This window comes from Tistrella sp., assembly GCF_002684955.1.
Taxonomy (GTDB): Bacteria; Pseudomonadota; Alphaproteobacteria; order Tistrellales; family Tistrellaceae; genus Tistrella; species Tistrella mobilis.
In genome coordinates, this window is the sequence record NZ_NYWI01000067.1 from 41,211 (window position 1) to 60,196 (window position 18,986).

Below are 18,986 nucleotides of genomic sequence, written 5' to 3' on the forward strand. Positions count from 1 at the left end.
GCATGGTCGCATGGCCTGCTTGCGTGATCATTACGTGTCATCCCTGCCCCACCCCCGCGCCCCTGGCTGCGCCCGTACCGGAAGCCCCCGCATGACCGCCGCTTCGCCCCTGCTCGACGCCGCCCCGGGCCATCGCCTGCCGGTCGTGGCCGACCCCGACCGCGCCGCGATCGCCCGCGAGCGCATCCTGGAACGGCTGGGCGAGGCGCAAGGCGATGCGGCGGACGATCTGGCCGCCTTTCGGGCGTTTCTGGAGGATCCGACCGGCCGGCGACTGATCGACGGCATGGCCTGCGGCAGCGCCTATCTGACCCAGCTGGCGGTGATCGAGGCGCCGGTTCTGGCGCGCACCGTGCGCCTTGGCCCCGTGGCGGCCTTCGACGAGATCCGCGCGGGTTTCGAGGCGCTGAAACGCCAGGGCGGCACCGAGGCGCAGGTGATGGCAGAGCTGCGCCGGCTGAAACGGCGGGCCGCGCTGGTGATCGGGCTGGCCGATCTGGCCGGGATCTGGTCGCTGGCCGAGGTGACCGGCGCCGTTTCCGACACCGCCGAGGCGGCGCTTCAGGCGGCCTTCGCCCATCTGCTGCGCGATGCGGCCAGGCGCGGCGAGATCCGGCTGGACACCCCCGAGGATCCGGGGCCGACGAGCGGGCTTTTCGCGCTGGGCATGGGCAAGTTCGGCGCCTGCGAGCTGAACTATTCCTCGGATATCGACCTGATCGTGCTCTACGAGCCCGAGCGGGTGCAGATGGCCGATGACCGCCACCCCCAGCCGGTTTTCACCCGCATCGCCCGCGATCTGGTGAAGCTGATGGAGGCGCGCACCGCCGAAGGCTATGTCTTCCGCACCGATCTGCGCCTGCGCCCGGACCCGGCCTCCACCCCGCTTGCGCTCTCGGCCGAAGCGGCCGAGGTCTATTACGAAAGCGTCGGCCAGAACTGGGAACGGGCCGCGATGATCAAGGCCCGGGTGGTGGCCGGCGACGAGACCGCCGGCCAGCTGTTTCTGAAGCGGCTGACGCCCTTCGTCTGGCGCAAGAGCCTGGATTTCTACGCCATCGCCGACATCCATTCGATCAAGCGCCAGATCAACGCCCATCGCTCGGGCGACGGGCTGGCCCTGCCCGGCCACAATCTGAAGCTCGGCCGCGGCGGCATCCGCGAGATCGAATTCTTCTGCCAGACCCAGCAGCTGATCTTCGGCGGCCGCTCCCCGGCGCTGAGAGCGCGCGCGACCGAGGCGGCGCTGGATGCGCTGGTCGCCGAACAGCGGGTGGAGGCGCCGGTGGCGGCACGGCTGAAGACCGCCTACCGGCTGCTGCGCACCATCGAGCACAGGCTGCAGATGGTCGACGACGCCCAGACCCATTCCCTGCCCAAAGACGAGGCCGCCTTCGCCCGCGTGGCGGCGTTTTCAGGCTTCGAAGACCCGGCCGAATTCGGCCGGGTGCTGCTCGACACGCTGAAGGGGGTGGAGAAGGCCTATGCGGAACTGTTCGACGACGCGCCGGGGCTTGGCACCGCCGAGGGCAACCTGGTCTTCACCGGCACCGAGGATGACCCCGACACGATCGAGACCCTGGAGCGGATGGGCTATCGCGAGCCGTCGCGCGTGGGCGCCCGCGTGCGCGAATGGCATCGCGGCCGGGTCCGCGCCACCCGCAGCGGCCGCGCCCGCCAGATCCTGACCGAGATCATGCCGGAACTGCTCTCCCGCCTGGGCGGGACCGGCGATCCCGATGCGGCCTTCATGCGCTTCGACGCCTTCCTGGGCGAACTGCCCTCGGGCGTGCAGATCTTCGCCCTGTTCCACAGCAACCCCGAACTGCTGGAACTGGTGGCCGAGGCCATGGGGACCGCACCCAAACTGTCGGAACAGCTCGCCCGCCGGCCGTCGCTGCTGGAAGCCGTGCTCGACCCCGATTTCTTTTCGGAACTGGCGACGCCCGAGGCGCTGGCCGCCGATCTGGAGCGGGTGCTGTCGCGGGCGATCGACTATGAAGACACGCTGGACATCACCCGCCGCTGGGCGGGGGAGCGCAAGTTCCAGGTGGGGGTGCACATCCTGCGCGGGCTGACCGATGCCGATGCCGCAGCCCCGGTGCTGACCGCCATCGCCGATGCGGTGATCGGCGCCCTGCTGCCGCGGGTGCTGGACGAATTCGCCCAGGCCCACGGCCGGATGCCCGGCGGACGGATCGCGATCCTGGCCCAGGGGCGGCTGGGATCGCGCGAGATGTCGATCGACAGCGACCTGGATCTGGTCGTCGTCTACGACGCCTCGGGCGAGGCCGGATCGGATGGCAGCCGGCCGCTGGGGCCGTCGCACTACTATGCCCGCCTTGCCCAACGCTTCATCTCGGCGATCTCGGCACTGACCGGAGAAGGCCGGCTTTACGAAATCGACACCCGGCTCAGACCCTCGGGCTCGTCGGGGCCGGTGGCGAGCCATCTGGATGCCTTCCGCCGCTATCACCGCGAGGATGCCTGGACCTGGGAACATATGGCGCTGACCCGCGCCCGGGTGGTGGCGGCCAGCGACGACAGCCTGACGCAGGATCTGAACCAGGTGGTGCGCGAGGTGCTGCTCACCCCCCGCGATGCCGACCGGGTGGTGGTCGAGGTGGCGGATATGCGCCGCCGGATCGCCCAGGAACACGGCACCGAGGATTGCTGGCAGGTCAAACACGTCCGCGGCGGGCTGGTCGATCTGGAATTTCTGGCCCAGCAGCTGCAGCTGATCCACGGGCCGGACATGCCCGGGCTGCTGCTCGGCGACACGGCCCTGGTGCTGGCCCGGGCGGGGGAGCTGGGGCTGATCGAGGATGGCGCGATGCTTGCCGATGCGGTAAGGCTTCAGCGGCGCATGCTGGGCCTGCTCCGGCTGACCGTCACCGGCCGCTTCGACGGCCGGACGGCGCCCCGGGGCTGATCGCCGCCCTCGCCCGCGCCGCGCGCCTCGACGAGGGCGCGGATGCCGAGGCGATCGGTGACGTGCTCCGCTCTTGCCAGGCGCGCGTGCACGCCCATTTCGACCGCTACGTCACCGATGTCGCCGCCCGGGTGAAGGCCGAAGGCGCGGCGGATGCCGGGGCGGACCCCAAGACCGCGATGGAGACGAAACGATGATCGAGGAAGGCGCCAAGGCCCCGGATTTCACCATGCCCACCGATGGCGGCGGCGAGGTGTCGCTGGCCGCCCTCGCGGGCAAGACGGTGGTGCTTTATTTCTACCCGCGCGACGACACGCCCGGCTGCACCAAGGAGGCCTGCGCCTTCCGCGATCTGCATCCGGCGCTGGAAAAGCTGGATGCGGTGGTGATCGGCGTCTCGAAGGACAGCGTCGCCGCCCATGACAAATTCAAGGCCAAATACGACCTGAACTTCCCACTGGCGGCCGATACCGACGGCGCGGTCTGCGAGGCCTATGGCGTCTGGGTCGAGAAGAACATGTATGGCCGCAAGTCGATGGGCATCGAGCGCAGCACCTTCCTGATCGACGGCACCGGCACCGTGCGGAAGATCTGGCGCAAGGTGAAGGTCGACGGCCATGCCGAGGCCGTGAAGGCGGCCATCGACGCGCTCTGACGGGTGACGCATCCCGTGACCACAGCTGCCTTTATCCCCGCCGCTATCGGGGTTCTGCTGACCGCGGAGCCCCGCGCCAAGGCCGCCGCGGCGCGGGCGCTGGCGGCGGACTGGCGGGCCGGACGCCTGGCTGCCCCGACCCTGGCTGCCCCGACCACGGCCACCCCGGCAGATGGCGGGGCGGCGGCGCTGCCGCTGCGCCCGGCCCGGCCGGAGCGCCCGGTTCTGCTGCCGCCGGCGCGCATGCCCAAGCGCGGCCGCGGCGGCAGCGTCGCCAGCCGGGTGCGGCTGCTGCATGCGCTCGCCCATATCGAGTTCAACGCCATCGATCTGGCGGTCGACATGGCGGCACGCTTCGGTGCGGAGATCGATGCGGACGAGACGGTCTGCCGGCGCTTCGTCGACGACTGGGTCGGCATCGCCGACGACGAGGCGCGCCATTTCGGGCTGGTCGCCGACCGGCTGGAAGCGCTGGGCGCGGCCTATGGCGACCTGCCCGCCCATGACGGGCTGTGGGAAGCGGCGATGGCGACCGCCCACGACATGACCGGCCGGCTGGCGGTGGTGCCGATGGTGCTGGAGGCCCGCGGCCTGGACGTCACCCCCGATATGATCCGCCGGCTGGACGACTTCGGCGACACCGCTTCGGCCGATGCGCTGCGCGTGATCTATCGCGACGAGGTCGGCCATGTCGCCGCCGGGCTGCGCTGGCTGACCCATGTCGCGGCCGCCCGCGGCACCACCGCACGGGCCCTGTTCCACGACCGTGTCCGCCGCCTGTTCCCGGGCCGGGTGAAACCGCCCTTCAATGCCGATGCCCGCGCCCGCGCCGGCATGGTGCCGGAAGATTACGAGCCGCTGGCGGAGATGCGCACGGGCGAGGCGCGGGAAGAGAAGGACGCCCGCCCCCACGCCCGGTGATGCCCCGCCCCCGGTGATCACGAGGCTTCCATCAGCCCCGCCTCGGGAAATTCGCGGCGGAAGGCCTGATCGTCGAAGGCACCGGCAGCCGGTGCCGGCTCCCCTGCCCGCCAGGGCACCGCAAAACCGGTCTGCGACAGGGTCCGGGCGATGCCGTCGTAATAGTCCACCGCCACCCGATAGCGGATCAGGCAGCCGATCGCGACTTCGCGGATCAGCCCCGGATGGTCCGCAAGCAGCGGCAGAACCACACGCCGGATCAGGTCCCGGCCGTGGCCCGCATCGATCGCGATATGCAGGTCGTGATAGTGGATCACATCTTCCGGCATGCCGAGGCGGCGCATGCCGCGCACGGTCCGGGAGAAACGCCAGGGTGCGGTGTGCTCAAGGATGGTGAGCGCCCCCAGCAGCCGGCCGGCATGGCGCCGCCGCAAGGCGTACATCAGCAGCAGATTGCCGTTCTTCAGGGCCGAGGCCGGGACCTGATCCCGGACGTCGATGCCCGCCCGATCGAGGATGTCGCGCATATAGGCCGAGGACCGGCAGAACATCACCGTGTGCATGTCTTCCAGGCGGCCATTACCCATCTCATCCCAGAAATTCTCGGCCAGGGCAAGCTTCATATCGCCGCCCAGCCCCAGCTGCGCCAGGGCCACGACATCGTCGAAACGACCGTCCACCTCTTCTTCCAGGCAGATGTAGAAGGCCATCGCCTCGGCGGGCGCCGCCTCGGCGATGTAGTCGAAGAAGGGGGCGACCTCGCGGCAATGCCGCTTGTGAACCTCGAAATACCAGGCGGCAAAACCCTCGGCATCCGCCGGCAGATCGCTCAGATCGATGCGGCTTTCCTCATAGGCGTTCCACATCGCCTCGATTTCGTGAATCCGCCGGAATTCCGCCGGATGTACGGGCACCTCGTGGGCGCGATGGGCCGGCGCCATCTCGCGCAGGTAGAAGGCATTCAGACGGCGCTGGGTGTCCAGCCTGTTCGCGATATGCATGGATCTCACTTCCGGGTGGGGTCGTCGACGCCATCATGGGCCCCGATCGGTGGCCGGGCGGCGGGCAGGACCTCCTTGAGGTCGGGCTTGCTCTTCCACAGCGGTTCGGGCGGCAGATAGCCGGGCCGCGGCGCGTAAACCGACGGCAGGATGCCGGCCTTCTCCGAGGCCGCCCTCTCCGCATCGACCAGTTCGGGGAGATAGCGGGGACAGTTCGGGAAGATGTGGCCGGCGGTCACCTCCACCACCAGCCGGGCGGCGTGGTGGCGGGCGACCCGCGCCGGGTCTTCGATCACCTGTGCCCTGCCGTTGATCCGAAGCTTGCGGCGCTCCCCGGTCAGTTCGACGAACAGAAGTCCGACATGCGGATTGACCAGGATGTTTCCCAGCGATCTGTACATGCCATTGCCATCATAATCGGGGAATTCCAGCCGATCGTCCGCCGTCAGCGTCACGAAGCCCGGCATCCCGCCCTTGATCGAGCAGTCGGGCCGTCCGTCGGCATCCGCCGTGGCAAGGAAGAAGAAGGCGGCGGCGGCGATGATCTCCCGGTCGCTCTGCGACCAGGTGACATGCATGCGGGCGCTTTCGAGCCGGTCCGCAAGACGCCGGGAGTCGAAGGTGTCCTGCAGGCGGCGGCTCCCGTCATGGTAGAAATTCTGCGACATGGGATAACTCCCCCTCCGACGCGTGCTCCGGCATCGCCCCTCATATCGCAGTGCATCATTACTCCCTTATAGATTTTTTTCAATTCCTAAAATTCAACCAAAAGAGTCAATTTCCTTGACTCACCGAGTCAAAATCCGTCATTCATTTTTTGCAGCCGCGATATCGTCAGTACACATCAGAGTACACATTCAGAATCATGAGTCATGCTTGCACGTTGACTCAATGATCGGACTCTCATGTCTGACGCTAAATGCACGACACGGCGGTTTTTATTTATGGGGACGAACATGTCAGAGATGCATACGGCAAGAGCCGGGCGTAACGAGGACCTGTCCGGGATCCGGCGAACGCCGTCGAATACCATCTTTGCCCTTAAGTTTTTCGCCTGGGGGTTGATGATGGGTGTCGGCTTCTGGGGAAGCGTGACGATGCCGCTGCCCTATATCCTGCCGTTTCAGATCCTGCTGGCCCTCGGCATGGTTCATGGCGTGGAACTCAGCCACCAGGCCCTGCACGGCACGGCGTTCTCGGGACGTCTGGCCAACCGGATCGCCGGCGCCCTGATGGGGCTGCCCATGCTGGTATCCTTCAGTGCCTACCGGGCCAGTCACCTTCACCATCACCGGGCACTCGGTACGCCGGCGGACCGGGAATTCTGGGACTATGGCGACATCTCACGCATCAGCATGCGCGCACTCGCGGTCCACTTTCTGATCCTCAAGCACTATCAGCGGGCCGGGGCGAATATCTTCAGGGCCGTGACCTTCCGCAACGATCCCGATCTGCCGTCCCGCGCGGCCCGCTATGCCGGGACCGAATACCGGGCCATGGCGGTGATGATTCTGGCACTGGTCGCCGCTTCGATCGCGATCGATCCGCTGATCTTCCTGACCGGCTGGCTGCTGCCGCTGGTGCTGATTGCCGGACCGGTCCATGCGCTGGTGGAACTGCCCGAGCATCATGGCTGCGATCGCAGCACGCCCGACGTCTTCACCAACACCAGGTCGATCACCTCCAACCGGTTCATGACCTGGTTCACCAACGGCAACAATCTTCATGTGGAGCATCACTACCAGGCCGGGCTGCCGGTGGAATCCCTGCGCACCCTGCACGAACGGATCGGCCCGCGGATCGTGAACCGCGACCAGGGATATCGCGCGTTCTATGGCCGCTTCTTCGCCGAAATCTTCGGCCGCACCGCCCGCACCGCCTGATCCGCCCCCCCGTCTTCTGCCCATTCCCGTCTTCTGCCCATTCCCGTCTTCTGCCCACTCCCGTCTTCTGCCCACCCCCGCCGGTCGTCCCGCCCCCGCAGACCTCTTCACCATCCTGCGAATGGCTTGCCCCTTCATGCCCGATGCGCCGCTGCCAACGACAACACCGTCCTTCGTTCCCGAGGTTTTCCTCTCTCTGCCGGACAGCCTTGCCGTCTCGTCCTCGCTGGACGAGATCAGCATCACGCCGGTCACCACCACCGACGACTGGGCCGCGCTCAGCGCCGCCTGGGACGATCTGCCGGTCGACCGCTACATGAATGACGGCGGCACCTATCGCCGCCGCCGGTTTTCACGCTTCCACCACAGCCGGGAGAACGGCGCCGGCCGGGGCCGGCTGCGCCTGAAGGCGCATGCCCCCTATGCCCAGCCGCTTCACCTCAACCCGCTGAACGGCGGGATGCTGCGCCATTTCGAGCCGATCCTGCCCCAGACGATCGCCAACCCGGCCTTCGTCGCGCTGCTCGACGGCTTCGCCACCGTGCTGGGCCTGGTGGACGGCGTCACCAGCTGGGACATCAACGTCTATCTGAACCGTACCGAAACCGACCCCGTACAGACCGGCCTGCCCGTCCCCGAAGGCCTGCATCGCGACGGGGTGCGCTACTCGCTGATCATGGGCATCGCCCGGCGGAACGTGACCGGCGCCGTGAACAGCGTGCACGACGACGACCGGCGCCCCTTGCTCAGCCGCGTTCTGGAACGGCCGGGTGATTTCGTTCTGCTGCTGGACGAGCGGACCTATCACGACGCCACGCCGGTGCTGCCCGCAGACGGTACCGGGCGGGGGACCCGCGACGTGATCGTCGTGGAGTTCTACCACGCGGACACGGCCGCCGATCAGCTCTACGTGCCCTGATGCCCCGGACACCCACGGCGCCCCGGCGCCCCGGAAGGAGGACCCGGTGATGACGGTTCATTCCGCCTCGCGGCCCCACGGCATTGCCGAAATCGACCGCAGCCGGCCAGAGGAGATCCTGCCCCTGCTGACCCGGCTGTACCCGGCCATCCCCGCAGAGACCATCGCCGCACGCCTGGCCCGCGTCGCCGCCGGCGACTGGCGCTGCCTGGTGATGCGCGAGGCCGGCCAGATCGTCGCGCTCTCCGGTTTCCGGATCATGGAGCGCATCTGCTATGGCCGCTTTCTCTATGTCGACCACTTCGTGACCGACGATACCCGCCGGTCCCGCGGGGCGGGCCGGGTTCTGCTGGACCGTCTGGCCGGGCTGGCCCGCGACGAAGGCTGCGAGTCCATGGTGCTCGACACCTTCGTGACCAATGCCCGCGCCCAGAAATTCTGGTTCCGCGAAGGCTTCCAGGTCGTCGGCTTCCATTTTCTGCGCCCGCTGGGCCCAGCCTGACATCGCCATCACGAGGATACTCTCCCCATGACCTCTTCCGATCCGTTTCATCGCGACATCCTGTTTTCCCGCATGCTGGGCATCGTTTCGCAGGAAGAACTCGACAGGCTCGGCACCTTCACCATCGCCGTTCCCGGCTGCGGCGGGGTGGGGTTCACCCATGCCGAAGCGCTGGTGCGCATGGGTATCGGCGGCATCCGGATCGCCGATTTCGACGAGTTCGGGCCTGAAAATTTCAACAGGCAGTTCGGCGCCACCATCCACACCGTCGGCCGGTCCAAGGCCGAGGTGCTGAAGGAACGTCTGCTGTCGATCAACCCGGCGCTGCGCATCCGGGTCTTCGACGGCGTCTCGACCGAAACGATCGACGACTTCCTGGACGGCGTCGACATGGTCTGCGACGCCATGGACTATTTCGTCATCCAGCCGCGCCGCCTGATGTATGCCGAGGCCCGGCGACGGAACCTGCCGGTGGTGGTGGCCGGGCCGATCGGCTTCGGCGCGACGGTGCATCTTTTCGAACCCGACGGCATGTCGTTCGACAGCTTCTTCGACCTGCATGACGGCCAGGACGAAGAGGAGATGCTGATCAATTTCGGCCTGGGCCTGAACCCGGCACAGCTGCACCGCCACTACATGACCGATCCGAAGCTCGATTTCGAAGCGCGTAAGGTGGCCTCGGTCAGCGCCTCGTGCCTGCTCGCCACCACGCTCAGCACCTCGACCGCGATCCGCCGGCTGCTGGGACATCCGATCTCGTTCCGGCCGGTGCCCTGGGTTCAGCAGATCGATTACGTGGCCGGCGCCTTCGTCCAGATCGACACCGATCAGGGCGTGACGTCGATCCGTCAGGCGCCCGCGCGATATATTCGCTGACTTTACCAGCGCCCTGGTAGATTATCCCCTGAGCGGTTTACCCGCCGGAGCCCCCGACCGTACAGCACGTCACAACGCAGACGCCGGACCGACAGACGAGGATCCACGATGCCCACCATCTTCATCGACGGGGAGGCCGGCACGACCGGGCTGCAGATCCGTGCCCGCCTGGAAGGGCGCGACGATCTGGACTTCATCAGCCTGAGCGATGCCGACCGCAAGCTTCCGGCCCGCCGGGCCGAGGCGCTGAACGCCGCCGACCTCGCCATTCTCTGCCTGCCTGACGATGCGGCGCGCGAAGCGGTGGCGCTGGTCACCAATCCGGCCGTCCGCATTCTGGATGCGAGCTCCGCCCATCGGGTTCTGCCCGGCTGGACCTATGGCCTGCCCGAGCTGTCGGCCGACCAGCCCGGGCTGATCGCCCGCGCCGCCCGGGTGACCAATCCCGGCTGCTACCCCACCGGCGCCGTCGCCCTGCTGGCACCGCTGGTGGCGGCCGGTCTGGTGCCCCGGGACTATCCGGTCGCGGTCTTCGCGGTCTCGGGCTATTCGGGCGCCGGCCGCAGCCTGATCGAACGCTATGAAGACCCGACCCGCGCCGACCATATCGACGCGCCGCTGCGCGCCTATGCCCTGCATCTGGAACACAAGCATATCGACGAAATGCGGGTGCATGCGGGGCTGGCGCACCGGCCCACCTTCCTGCCCGCCATCGGCCGCTATCGCCAGGGCATCGTGATGCAGATTCCGCTGCGGCTGGACCTGCTGCCCGGGCAGCCGGCGGTGGCCGATCTGCACCGGGTGCTGACCGACCACTACCGGGATCAGGCGCATATCGGCGTCGAAAGCCTGGCGGAGACCGCGGACATCCGGGAGCTGGAGCCCGAGGTGCTGAACGGCACCAACGACATGACCATCCGGGTGTTCGGCAGCGATCATCGCGGCCAGGCGGTCCTTTCGGCCGTGTTCGACAATCTGGGCAAGGGCGCGTCGGGTGCGGCCGTGCAGAACATGAACCTGATGCTGGGCCTGACCCAGACCGGGCGGCTGAACCTCAATCAGGCGGCCTGACGAGGGCTGCATCGCCCCCTGGACCAGGGCCGGGCGCGTCTTCTATGTTGACCCCCTGTCATCATGGAAGATGCACCGGACCCTAGCCCATGCTTATCCGCGACGCGGCCGCCGCCGACCTGCCCGGCATCCTTGCCATCTATAACGACGCCGTGGTCAACACCACCGCGATCTGGAACGAGCGCCTGGCGACGCTCGACGATCGCAGCCGCTGGCTCGCCGCACGCCACGACGCCGGCTATCCGGTTCTGGTGGTCGAAGACGGCTCGATCGAGGGCGGGGTTGCCGGCTATGCGAGCTTCGGCGACTGGCGGCCCTTCGACGGCTATCGCCACACGGTCGAGCATTCGGTCTATGTTCATCCCGATGCCCGCGGCCGCGGGCTGGGCCGCGCCCTGATGGAGGCCCTGATCGACCGGGCGACCCGGGCCGGCAAGCATGTGATGGTGGCCGGCATCGATGCCGGCAACACCGCCTCTCTTGACCTGCACCGCCGGCTGGGCTTCACCGAAACCGGCCGCCTGCCGCAGGTGGGCGCCAAATTCGGCCGCTGGCTGGACCTGGTGTTCATGCAGCGCCGGCTGTCGGAACGGGAGGTGCCGCCGGAGATGTGATCGTCCATCACTCGGCGACCACCACCTCGATCTCCGGCTGCCCGGCATAGTCCAGGCGGATGGCGCCGCGGGCGGGGCGGGTCAGGGTGATGGGGCCGGGTTTTTCGTCCAGGCGGCGGCGAAGCAGGATCAGGCGGGTTTCCAGATTGTCCTTGAAATCCGGCAGGCGCAGGGCCGCATCGCGGCGGATTTCACGGTTGGTGAAATCCTGACGCCCGGTCGCCAGATAGGCCGTGACGAAATGGTGGAGCAGCCGGCCGGGCACGCCGCGGATCAGATAGTCGCCGTCGATGAAAACGCTGCCGTCGCGCGGGAAATAGCGCAGCCGGATCGGGCGCCGGCCCGCGGGCGCCGGGTCGGGTGCCTCGGCCGCTGGTGCCTCCCCCCGCTCCGCCTCGGCCCGGTCGAGGGCGAGGGCGAGCGTTGCCGCCACGATCGACAGCACCGCCTCTTCCGTATGGCCGAAGGCGAAGCTTTCGGCCGATTCGGCGAAAAGCACCCCCACCAGCCGACCCTGGGCGATCATCGGTACCGCCAGCTGGCATTGCGGCTGCGCCAGGGACGGGAACGGGATCCCGGCCATGGGCGGCCGGTCCATCGCCCCCCTGACCGCCGCGACATAGCGCTGACCGCGGCGCATGTCGGCGATGCGCAGCACCCGGCGGCGCAGGGCGGCCACGCCGATCACCCCCTCCCCCAGCGCCACCTCCGACCCGACGCCGAATTGCGGATAGCCGCGGCTGGCGATGGTGGTGAGCAGGCCGCCGGTTTCGTCCGGAACCGCCACCACCAGATTGCCCATGCCCAGATCCGCAACCAGGCGATCGAGGGTGAGATCGAGCAGACGGTCGGCATCGGGCTCCGCCGCCATCAGGGCGGCAAGCCGGGCCGCGACCGCCAGATGATCCGGCGCCTGCGGCCGGGGTGGCGGCATCTCAAGCGGTTCCGCCGCCACCACCCGGGTCACCGCCTCCACCCGGTAGAGATCGACCGCGCGCAGGCGCATCACCTCGCCCATGCCCTGGGCGGCGCTCATCACCTCCAGATGGACGGCGATGCGCTCGAACACCTCGCCCGTGGTTCGGGCACCGACGAAGACCAGGTCGAGCAGGAACTGGCCGCCGGTGCGGGCATCGACCACCATCACCGTCGCCCGGCCCGTGCGGCGGACATTGGCCGCGGTCTTGGAAAAGAACTGGTTCGACAGCGCGACATGGCCCGCATCCACATAGTGGACGTGGGAGAGATAGGAGATGTTTGGCATGCCGTCGGCATCGAGGGGGGCGATGACCGAGGGGATGATGCCTTCCAGCGCATCGCGCAGCGCATCAAGGCCCGGCAGCGCATCAAGGCCCGGGCCGGCGGTCATGGCTGCGCATCCCGGGGCGTGTTTGCGGCACCGAGCGACCGACCGGCGGTCGGGCCCGGGGTCTGGTCGAAGACCTCGTGCGGGTGAATGTCGATGCGCAGCAGATCCCGGTCGGTCAGGGTCTGGGAGAGCTGGAGCCGGCTGACGCCGAGCGCCCCCATCACCCCCAGCATGCGCGCGACATAGGCCGTGCCCTCGGCCGCATCGGCCGGGCCGGCCGGCGCGACGGCGGTGATCATGCCCTTGATCTGATAGGTGCGGTAGTCGTGGGGCCGCGCGCAGGTGACCGCGATCGGCCCGCCGGCGACGGCGCCCGAAGCCGCCCCCGGCCAGAGGCTGCGTGACATCAGCACCACAAGCCCGTCGCCCTGGTCCCGCAGGATCCCCGAACCGCGACCGATCGTGGCCCTGCCGGCCGGATCCCTGGTCGAGACCAGGATCATCAGCGGCCCGGCGAGCACGGCCGCCACCTCGTCGTCGATCATGCCTCCGCCCCCCCGCCCGCGCGTCTCCCCCTCTGATTTTTAGGAAACGGCTGCGGCCGTTAGCAAGCATTTAGGAAGAGCCGTTCCAGCTGTCGGCGTAGAAACACAACCACAGGATGGGCCCCGACAGCAGGGGCCGCCCAGAGGAGGACGCCTGATGACCATGATCCACGGCAGCCGGTCCGACGCCGCCATCACCCCGATCCTGCCGCTGGACGGGCGGTACGATCTCTACGGCCCGGTGCACAAGGGGCTGCGGCGGGCCGGCATGGCCCTGCTCGACCGGCTGGGCCGGGCGGATTTCGCCAGCCCGGCCGCGACCACCGGCCTGCTGACCGAGCTGCGCGACTATCTGCGGCTCGCCACCGCCCATATCGCCCATGAAAGCGACACCATCCATCGGGCGCTGGAAGCCCGCACGGGGCCTGCGACCGAAGACCTCGACCGCCAGCATGCCGATCATCACCGCTCGATCGCCGGGCTGATCGCACGGATCACCGCGCTGACCGACGACTTCTCCGGGACCCGCGAAGAAGCCGGCCGTGCGCTCTATCTGGCCTTCGCGGCCCATCTGGCCCGGGATTTCGCCCATATGCACGAGGAAGAGACGGTGACCACGCCCCTGCTTCAGGCCGTGTTCAGCGATGCCGAACTGGCCGCGATCGAGATGGAGATCGTGAGCACGCTGTCGCCCGAGATGAACCTGGCCTTCATGCGGCTGATCATCCCGGCGCTGTCGCCGGCCGAGCGGGTGCGGCTGCTGGGCGGCGTGCGCGCCACGGCCCCGGCCGAGGTGTTCCGGCTGCTGATGGACGAGGTCGCCCGGCCGCTGCTGCCGCCGGCCGATTTCGCCGACCTTGCCCTCAGGCTGCAGATCGCGGCCTGACAGGCAGCGCTCAGGGCGTGGCGCCGGTACCCGCAAAGGCCGAGATCAGCATGGCCACCCGCGGATCCGGCCTGAGCCCCGGGGCGGTATAGGCGGCGATATTGCCCGCCCGGTCGGCCGGGGCCGGTTTCAGCACATGGTTGAGTCCGGCCAGGATTTCGATCCGGGTATCTTTCGGGCGGCCCGCGGCCAGGCGGCGGGCATCGGCAGTGGTGACCTGAAGGTCGCGATCGCCCTGCAGGATCAACACCGGCCCGCCGAAACGCTCCATCACGGTCGCGGGGTCGATGCCCAGCCACGAGATCAGATAGGGCTGGACGGAAGGCCGGAACAGCGGCGCCAGTTCCAGCGGGACATCGGCGACCTTCCGGCCGGCACCGAGATCGGCCAGGATCCGGTCGGCGGTGCGGCGGAGATCATCCGGCATCGGGGCCTGGGCCAGCTGGCGTTCCAGCGTGCGGATGGCGGGCTCCCCCGGGGTCGCGGCCAGCACGATGGCATCGGGCGCCTCGCGCCGCGCCGCCAGCAGGGCGATCAACCCGCCTTCGCTGTGGCCGAGCACGATCACCGGCGCCCCGTCGGCCAGTTTGCGCGCGGCACGGGTCCATCGGGCGGCATCCGAGGCCAGCAGGTCGATGGTCATCAGCGCCTCGTCGGCAATCGCCGCCCGGCTGGCGCCGATGCCGCGCTTGTCGACCCGCAGGCTGGCGATGCCGCGCGCCGCCAGATCTTCCGCCAGCATGCGCAACAGATCGGTGCGCAGCCCCGGCTGGTTGCCGTCGCGATCGGTGGGGCCGGACCCCGCCAGCATCAGCACCACCGGCAGCACCGCATCGGCACCGGCCGCACAGGGAAAGCCGAAACTGCCGACCAGATCGCCGGAAGCGTCGACCGGTGCCGGCATCGGCGCCTTGATCGCGATCTGACGCTCACACAGGGCGGCGGCCGGCGTCGCCAGCTGCGCCTCGGCCCGGGACGGCGCCAGCAGGCCGGCCTGAAACGACACGACCGCGGCGAGCAGAGCCGCCGCGGTCGCAAGGCGTCCGGTTGTCCGGAAGCGGGCCGTCATCAGTCGAGATCGCCGACATCGCCGGAGGTGCCCTCGACCCTGGCCGACAGCGCCGCCTGCATGAAGGCATCCAGATCGCCGTTCAGCACCGCCTGGGTGTTGCCGGTCTCCACCCCCGTGCGCAGATCCTTGACCATCTGGTAGGGGTGCAGCACGTAGGAGCGGATCTGGTGGCCCCAGCCGATATCGGTCTTGGCATCCGCCTCGGCCTGGGCCTTTTCTTCCCGCATCCTGAGTTCACGCTCGTAAAGGCGTGCCTTCAGCATGCCCATGGCGGTGGCGCGGTTCTTGTGCTGCGAGCGGTCCTGCTGGCACTGCACCACGATGCCGGTGGGCACATGGGTGATGCGGATGGCGCTGTCCGTCCGGTTGACGTGCTGGCCACCGGCACCCGAGGCCCGGTAGGTATCGATGCGCAGATCCTTGTCCAGGATCTCGATATCGATCGAGTCGTCGATCACCGGATAGACATGGACGGCGGCGAAGCTGGTCTGGCGCCGGGCCTGGCTGTCGAAGGGCGAGATGCGCACCAGCCGGTGGACGCCGGTCTCGGTCTTCGCCCAGCCGAAGGCGTTCTGGCCCTTGATCAGCAGGGTGGCCGATTTGATGCCCGCCTCTTCGCCGTCGGTCTCTTCGACCAGCTCGGTCTTGTAGCCATGCGATTCCGCCCAGCGCGTATACATGCGCAGCAGCATCAGCGCCCAGTCCTGGCTTTCGGTGCCACCGGCGCCGGCATGGACTTCAAGATAGCTGTCATTGCCGTCGACCTCGCCCGAGAGCAGGCTTTCGACCTTGAGCTTCAGCAGCTCGTCGAGCAGCCGGCCAAGCGAGGCCTGGGCCTCGTCGACGACGCTTTCATCGTCTTCCATCTCGCCCAGTTCGGCGAGTTCCAGATCGTCGCGGAACGCCTGTTCCAGCTTGCGATAGCGCTCGATGGCGCCTTCGAGCTGGGTGCGTTCGCGCATTACCTTCTGCGCGCGCGCCGGATCATCCCAGAGCTTCGGATCTTCGGAGAGGGCGTTCAGCTCTTCGAGCCGGATGAGCGCGTTCTCCCAGTCAAAGATACCTCCTCAGCAGACCGAAGGTCTGCTCGATCTCGTCGGCGAGCGACTTGATCTCGGCGCGCATACGCACGTCCTCCCGTTGATGATGATGCCGGCGCGGATGGCGCCGGCATGGATATCGCGGTGACCCCGATCAGTAGAGGCCGCCCGGTGCCGGCGCCGCAGCGCCGCCATAGGGGTTCGAAGGCCGGGCCGGCAGGGTGCCGCCGGTCCCCGCACCGGCGCCCGGATCGCCATAGGTGCCGTAATCGTCCTGCATGCCCGAAACCATGGTCGGCTCGGTCCCGGGCTTGAACGCCTCGGTGATCACCGTCGCCGTATCGGGGCCGGGCAGCAGGCCGGTCTTGGCGTCGATGCGCACCAGGCGGATGCCGCTGGGGGTACGGAACGGCGTCGCCGGTGCATCGGCCAGCGCGCCCTTCATGAACTCAACCCAGATCGGCAGCGCGGCCGAGGCACCCTGCTCGTTATCGCCGAGCGAACGCGGCGTGTCAAAGCCGACATAGACGCCCACCACCAGGTCGGGGCTGAAGCCCATGAACCAGGCATCGAAGCTGTCATTGGTGGTGCCGGTCTTGCCGGCCAGCGGCTTGCCGATCGACAAGGCCCGGCGACCGGTGCCGCGCTGGATCACGCCTTCCATGACATGCACCAGCTGATAGGCGTCGAGCGGGTTCAGCACCTGGTCGCGGGTGTCGGGCAGCACCGGCGGCTGCAGGCCCGGATGCCATTCCGGCACCGAACAGGCCTCGCACGGGCGCTCGTCGCGGCGGAAGATGGTCTTGCCGTCGCGGTCCTGGATGCGCTCCACCAGCGCCGGATGGATCTGCCTGCCGCCATTGACCACCATGGCATAGGCGGTGGCGAGGCGCATGAGCGTGGTCTCGCCGGCGCCAAGCGCCGTGGAGAGATAGGGCGGCCAGTCGCCGATGCCGAGCCGGCGGGCGATTTCCGAAATCGACTCGGCCCCGAGGTCGCGGGCAAGACGCACGGTCATCAGGTTGCGCGACTGCTCCACGCCGACGCGCAGCGTGGAGGGGCCGTAGAAGCGGCCGCTGTAGTTCTTGGGCCGCCAGGTGTCGAGACCGGCCCCCTGTTCCAGCGCCAGCGGGGCATCCTGAACGATCGAGGCCGGCGTCCAGCCATGCTCGAAAGCCGACAGATAGACGAAGGGCTTGAAGGCCGAGCCCGGCTGACGCTGGGCCTGGGTGACGCGGTTGAACTCGCTGGCGGCGAAGTTGAAGCCGCCGGTCATCGCCAGCACCCGGCCGTTATGCGGGTTCATCGCCACCAGACCGCCCGAGACGTCGGGCACCTGGACCAGTTTCAGCGCGCCTGCGGCGGCCTTGGGCGCCGGGCCCTCGCCGTCTTCGGCCCGGCGGTCGGCCTCGGCCGCCACCTCGGTCGGATCGTCGGCCGGCGCCACGACCACGATGTCGCCGGTGCTGACCACATCGTCCACCGCCCGGATCGCCGGCCCGCGCCGGTCGACCGAGACGTATTTCCGCGCCCATTTCACCGCCTCGAGATCGAGCGTGCCGGCGGCGCCATCGGCGAAGATCAGCTTCGCGGCCTTGCCGCCCGCCTCGGTGACCAGCGCATAGCGCCAGCCCGGCACCAGCGGCTTGTCGCGGCCCAGATCCTCCAGCCGCTTGCGGGCGGCCTCGATATCGTCGGTGGCAACGCCGCTCTGCACCGGCCCGCGATAGCCGTGGCGGCGGTCGTAAGAGACCAGCCCGTCGCGAAGCGCGGTGTCGGCCAGGGCCTGAAGCTTGGGATCGACGGTGGTCATCACCGTCAGCCCGCCTTCATAGAGTTCGTCGGACCCGAAGCGCTGGGCGATGTCGCGGCGGACCTCTTCGACGAAATAATCGGCGCGGGCCTGATCCTCGCCGCCGCGCGGGCGGGTGACCAGCGGCCGGGCTTCGGCGGCACGGGCCTCGTCGGCCGAGATGTAGCCGTCCTCGGCCATGCGGCTCAGCACCCAGTCGCGACGGGCCTTGGCGGCATCCGCACGGCGGATCGGGTTGTAGTTGTTCGGGGCCTTGGGCAGGGCCGCCAGATAGGCCGCCTCTTCCGCGGTCAGCTCGTCGAGCGACTTGTCGAAATAGGCGAGCGCCGCCGCCGCGACGCCATAGGCGCCATAGCCCAGATAGATCTCGTTCAGATAGAGTTCGAGAATGTGGTCCTTGGTGAAGGCGCGCTCGATCCTGAGCGAGAGCAGCGCCTCCTTGACCTTGCGCTCGATCGACACCTCGTTGGTCAGCAGGAAGTTCTTGGCCACCTGCTGGGTGATGGTCGAGGCGCCGATGGGCCGGCGGTCGCTGGCCAGATTGTCGATATTGGTCACCGCGGCGCGCAGGATCGCGACCACGTCGATGCCGGGATGGGTGTAGAAGTTCTGATCCTCGGCGGCGATGAAGGCGTGTTTCACCACATCCGGGATCGCGTCGATCGGCACGAAGACGCGCTTCTCGCGGGCATATTCATCCAGCAGGCGGCCGTCGCCGGCATAGATCCGGGTGACGGTCGGCGGCTTGTAATCGGCCAGCTGCTCGAAATCCGGCAGGTCGCCGTCATACATGGTGACGCCGTAATAAAGCGCCGCGCCGCCAGCGATGGCGAGCAGGACGATGCCGGTCAGGAGAAAACCGAGCAGGCGGATCAGGCTCATCGGCTGTGCAACGCCGCGGGCCAGGGCCGGCGGCTCCCATGTGGTTGACGGGCGGCGCCAGCGGA

The 18,986-nt window shown here is 68.4% G+C and carries 18 protein-coding genes; 11 read left to right on the forward strand and 7 right to left on the reverse strand.

Annotated features, from left to right (window positions below; genetic code table 11):
- Positions 1-91 precede the first annotated feature (91 nt).
- The 4 genes from CMO28_RS20480 (at position 92) to CMO28_RS20495 (ending at position 4,508) form a co-directional block, all read left to right on the forward strand.
- Complete coding sequence (locus CMO28_RS20480) at positions 92-2,932, forward strand: bifunctional [glutamine synthetase] adenylyltransferase/[glutamine synthetase]-adenylyl-L-tyrosine phosphorylase (RefSeq protein WP_296716327.1); 2,841 nt, start codon at positions 92-94, stop codon at positions 2,930-2,932.
- Positions 2,933-2,994: 62 nt separating this feature from the next.
- Positions 2,995-3,129: a hypothetical protein gene (locus CMO28_RS20485; protein WP_296716330.1), complete on the forward strand. Its 135-nt coding sequence runs from the start codon at positions 2,995-2,997 to the stop codon at positions 3,127-3,129.
- Entirely contained in the window at positions 3,126-3,587 is a 462-nt protein-coding gene (gene bcp, locus CMO28_RS20490) for a thioredoxin-dependent thiol peroxidase (RefSeq protein WP_014748285.1), read from the forward strand. Before CMO28_RS20485 ends, bcp begins: the two co-directional genes overlap by 4 nt.
- 15 nt (positions 3,588-3,602) lie before the next feature.
- Positions 3,603-4,508 carry a ferritin-like domain-containing protein gene (locus CMO28_RS20495; RefSeq protein WP_296716333.1) on the forward strand — a complete coding sequence of 302 codons (906 nt, stop codon included), beginning with the start codon at positions 3,603-3,605 and terminating at the stop codon, positions 4,506-4,508.
- 17 nt (positions 4,509-4,525) lie between these two features.
- Here the strand turns inward: CMO28_RS20495 and CMO28_RS20500 are convergent, their stop codons facing one another.
- The gene (locus tag CMO28_RS20500; RefSeq protein ID WP_296716335.1) at positions 4,526-5,509 is read right to left on the reverse strand and encodes an iron-containing redox enzyme family protein; all 984 of its coding nucleotides are present in this window, start codon (positions 5,507-5,509) and stop codon (positions 4,526-4,528) included.
- Positions 5,510-5,514: 5 nt separating this feature from the next.
- Positions 5,515-6,177 (reverse strand): pyridoxamine 5'-phosphate oxidase family protein, encoded by a 663-nt coding sequence (locus tag CMO28_RS20505; RefSeq protein WP_296716337.1) that lies wholly within the window; start codon positions 6,175-6,177, stop codon positions 5,515-5,517.
- A 429-nt stretch (positions 6,178-6,606) separates the two neighbouring features.
- Between CMO28_RS20505 and CMO28_RS20510 the strand changes: the two genes are divergently transcribed.
- From CMO28_RS20510 to CMO28_RS20535, 6 genes are all read left to right on the forward strand, one after another.
- Positions 6,607-7,392, forward strand: coding sequence for a fatty acid desaturase family protein (locus CMO28_RS20510; protein ID WP_296716340.1), 786 nt, complete (start codon positions 6,607-6,609; stop codon positions 7,390-7,392).
- A 136-nt stretch (positions 7,393-7,528) separates the two neighbouring features.
- Complete coding sequence (locus CMO28_RS20515) at positions 7,529-8,311, forward strand: 2OG-Fe dioxygenase family protein (RefSeq protein ID WP_296716341.1); 783 nt, start codon at positions 7,529-7,531, stop codon at positions 8,309-8,311.
- A 49-nt stretch (positions 8,312-8,360) separates the two neighbouring features.
- Positions 8,361-8,813, forward strand: coding sequence for a GNAT family N-acetyltransferase (locus CMO28_RS20520; RefSeq protein WP_296716343.1), 453 nt, complete (start codon positions 8,361-8,363; stop codon positions 8,811-8,813).
- A 27-nt stretch (positions 8,814-8,840) separates the two neighbouring features.
- The gene (locus tag CMO28_RS20525; protein ID WP_296716345.1) at positions 8,841-9,689 is read left to right on the forward strand and encodes a ThiF family adenylyltransferase; all 849 of its coding nucleotides are present in this window, start codon (positions 8,841-8,843) and stop codon (positions 9,687-9,689) included.
- Between the two features lie 108 nt (positions 9,690-9,797).
- On the forward strand, positions 9,798-10,760 hold the full coding sequence (argC, locus tag CMO28_RS20530) for an N-acetyl-gamma-glutamyl-phosphate reductase (RefSeq protein WP_296716348.1): 963 nt from the start codon (positions 9,798-9,800) through the stop codon (positions 10,758-10,760).
- Between the two features lie 89 nt (positions 10,761-10,849).
- Positions 10,850-11,374: a GNAT family N-acetyltransferase gene (locus CMO28_RS20535; protein WP_296716350.1), complete on the forward strand. Its 525-nt coding sequence runs from the start codon at positions 10,850-10,852 to the stop codon at positions 11,372-11,374.
- A gap of 7 nt (positions 11,375-11,381) precedes the next feature.
- Here CMO28_RS20535 and CMO28_RS20540 read toward each other — a convergent pair whose 3' ends face one another.
- Together CMO28_RS20540 and CMO28_RS20545 are read right to left on the reverse strand one after the other, a co-directional pair.
- Positions 11,382-12,743: a GAF domain-containing protein gene (locus CMO28_RS20540; protein ID WP_296716352.1), complete on the reverse strand. Its 1,362-nt coding sequence runs from the start codon at positions 12,741-12,743 to the stop codon at positions 11,382-11,384.
- Positions 12,740-13,228 carry a hypothetical protein gene (locus CMO28_RS20545; RefSeq protein WP_296716354.1) on the reverse strand — a complete coding sequence of 163 codons (489 nt, stop codon included), beginning with the start codon at positions 13,226-13,228 and terminating at the stop codon, positions 12,740-12,742. The genes CMO28_RS20540 and CMO28_RS20545 overlap by 4 nt, the downstream gene beginning before the upstream one ends.
- A 157-nt stretch (positions 13,229-13,385) precedes the next feature.
- Here CMO28_RS20545 and CMO28_RS20550 point away from each other — a divergent pair, with 157 nt between their 5' ends.
- On the forward strand, positions 13,386-14,114 hold the full coding sequence (locus CMO28_RS20550) for a hemerythrin domain-containing protein (protein WP_296716355.1): 729 nt from the start codon (positions 13,386-13,388) through the stop codon (positions 14,112-14,114).
- A gap of 10 nt (positions 14,115-14,124) precedes the next feature.
- On the opposite strand, the gene CMO28_RS20555 is transcribed toward CMO28_RS20550, so the two are convergent.
- The 3 genes from CMO28_RS20555 to CMO28_RS20565 form a co-directional block, all read right to left on the reverse strand.
- Positions 14,125-15,183: an alpha/beta hydrolase gene (locus CMO28_RS20555; RefSeq protein ID WP_296716358.1), complete on the reverse strand. Its 1,059-nt coding sequence runs from the start codon at positions 15,181-15,183 to the stop codon at positions 14,125-14,127.
- A protein-coding gene (gene prfB, locus CMO28_RS20560) for a peptide chain release factor 2 (RefSeq protein ID WP_156503035.1) occupies positions 15,183-16,311 on the reverse strand; the annotation gives its coding sequence in 2 pieces (ribosomal slippage) (positions 15,183-16,241 and positions 16,243-16,311; 1,128 coding nt in all). Before prfB ends, CMO28_RS20555 begins: the two co-directional genes overlap by 1 nt.
- 69 nt (positions 16,312-16,380) lie before the next feature.
- Complete coding sequence (locus CMO28_RS20565; RefSeq protein ID WP_296716361.1) at positions 16,381-18,921, reverse strand: penicillin-binding protein 1A; 2,541 nt, start codon at positions 18,919-18,921, stop codon at positions 16,381-16,383.
- Between the last annotated feature and the right edge of the window lie 65 nt (positions 18,922-18,986).

What these genes read in the sequence shown, in the direction of transcription:
- CMO28_RS20480 (WP_296716327.1), top strand. Translation starts at nt 92, where the DNA reads ATGACCGCCGCTTCGCCCCTGCTCGACGCCGCCCCGGGCCATCGCCTG.
- bcp (WP_014748285.1), top strand. Translation starts at nt 3,126, where the DNA reads ATGATCGAGGAAGGCGCCAAGGCCCCGGATTTCACCATGCCCACCGAT.
- CMO28_RS20500 (WP_296716335.1), bottom strand. Translation starts at nt 5,509, where the DNA reads ATGCATATCGCGAACAGGCTGGACACCCAGCGCCGTCTGAATGCCTTC.
- CMO28_RS20505 (WP_296716337.1), bottom strand. Translation starts at nt 6,177, where the DNA reads ATGTCGCAGAATTTCTACCATGACGGGAGCCGCCGCCTGCAGGACACC.
- CMO28_RS20510 (WP_296716340.1), top strand. Translation starts at nt 6,607, where the DNA reads ATGCCGCTGCCCTATATCCTGCCGTTTCAGATCCTGCTGGCCCTCGGC.
- CMO28_RS20515 (WP_296716341.1), top strand. Translation starts at nt 7,529, where the DNA reads ATGCCCGATGCGCCGCTGCCAACGACAACACCGTCCTTCGTTCCCGAG.
- CMO28_RS20520 (WP_296716343.1), top strand. Translation starts at nt 8,361, where the DNA reads ATGACGGTTCATTCCGCCTCGCGGCCCCACGGCATTGCCGAAATCGAC.
- CMO28_RS20525 (WP_296716345.1), top strand. Translation starts at nt 8,841, where the DNA reads ATGACCTCTTCCGATCCGTTTCATCGCGACATCCTGTTTTCCCGCATG.
- argC (WP_296716348.1), top strand. Translation starts at nt 9,798, where the DNA reads ATGCCCACCATCTTCATCGACGGGGAGGCCGGCACGACCGGGCTGCAG.
- CMO28_RS20535 (WP_296716350.1), top strand. Translation starts at nt 10,850, where the DNA reads ATGCTTATCCGCGACGCGGCCGCCGCCGACCTGCCCGGCATCCTTGCC.
- CMO28_RS20540 (WP_296716352.1), bottom strand. Translation starts at nt 12,743, where the DNA reads ATGACCGCCGGCCCGGGCCTTGATGCGCTGCCGGGCCTTGATGCGCTG.
- CMO28_RS20545 (WP_296716354.1), bottom strand. Translation starts at nt 13,228, where the DNA reads ATGATCGACGACGAGGTGGCGGCCGTGCTCGCCGGGCCGCTGATGATC.
- CMO28_RS20550 (WP_296716355.1), top strand. Translation starts at nt 13,386, where the DNA reads ATGACCATGATCCACGGCAGCCGGTCCGACGCCGCCATCACCCCGATC.
- CMO28_RS20555 (WP_296716358.1), bottom strand. Translation starts at nt 15,183, where the DNA reads ATGACGGCCCGCTTCCGGACAACCGGACGCCTTGCGACCGCGGCGGCT.
- CMO28_RS20565 (WP_296716361.1), bottom strand. Translation starts at nt 18,921, where the DNA reads ATGAGCCTGATCCGCCTGCTCGGTTTTCTCCTGACCGGCATCGTCCTG.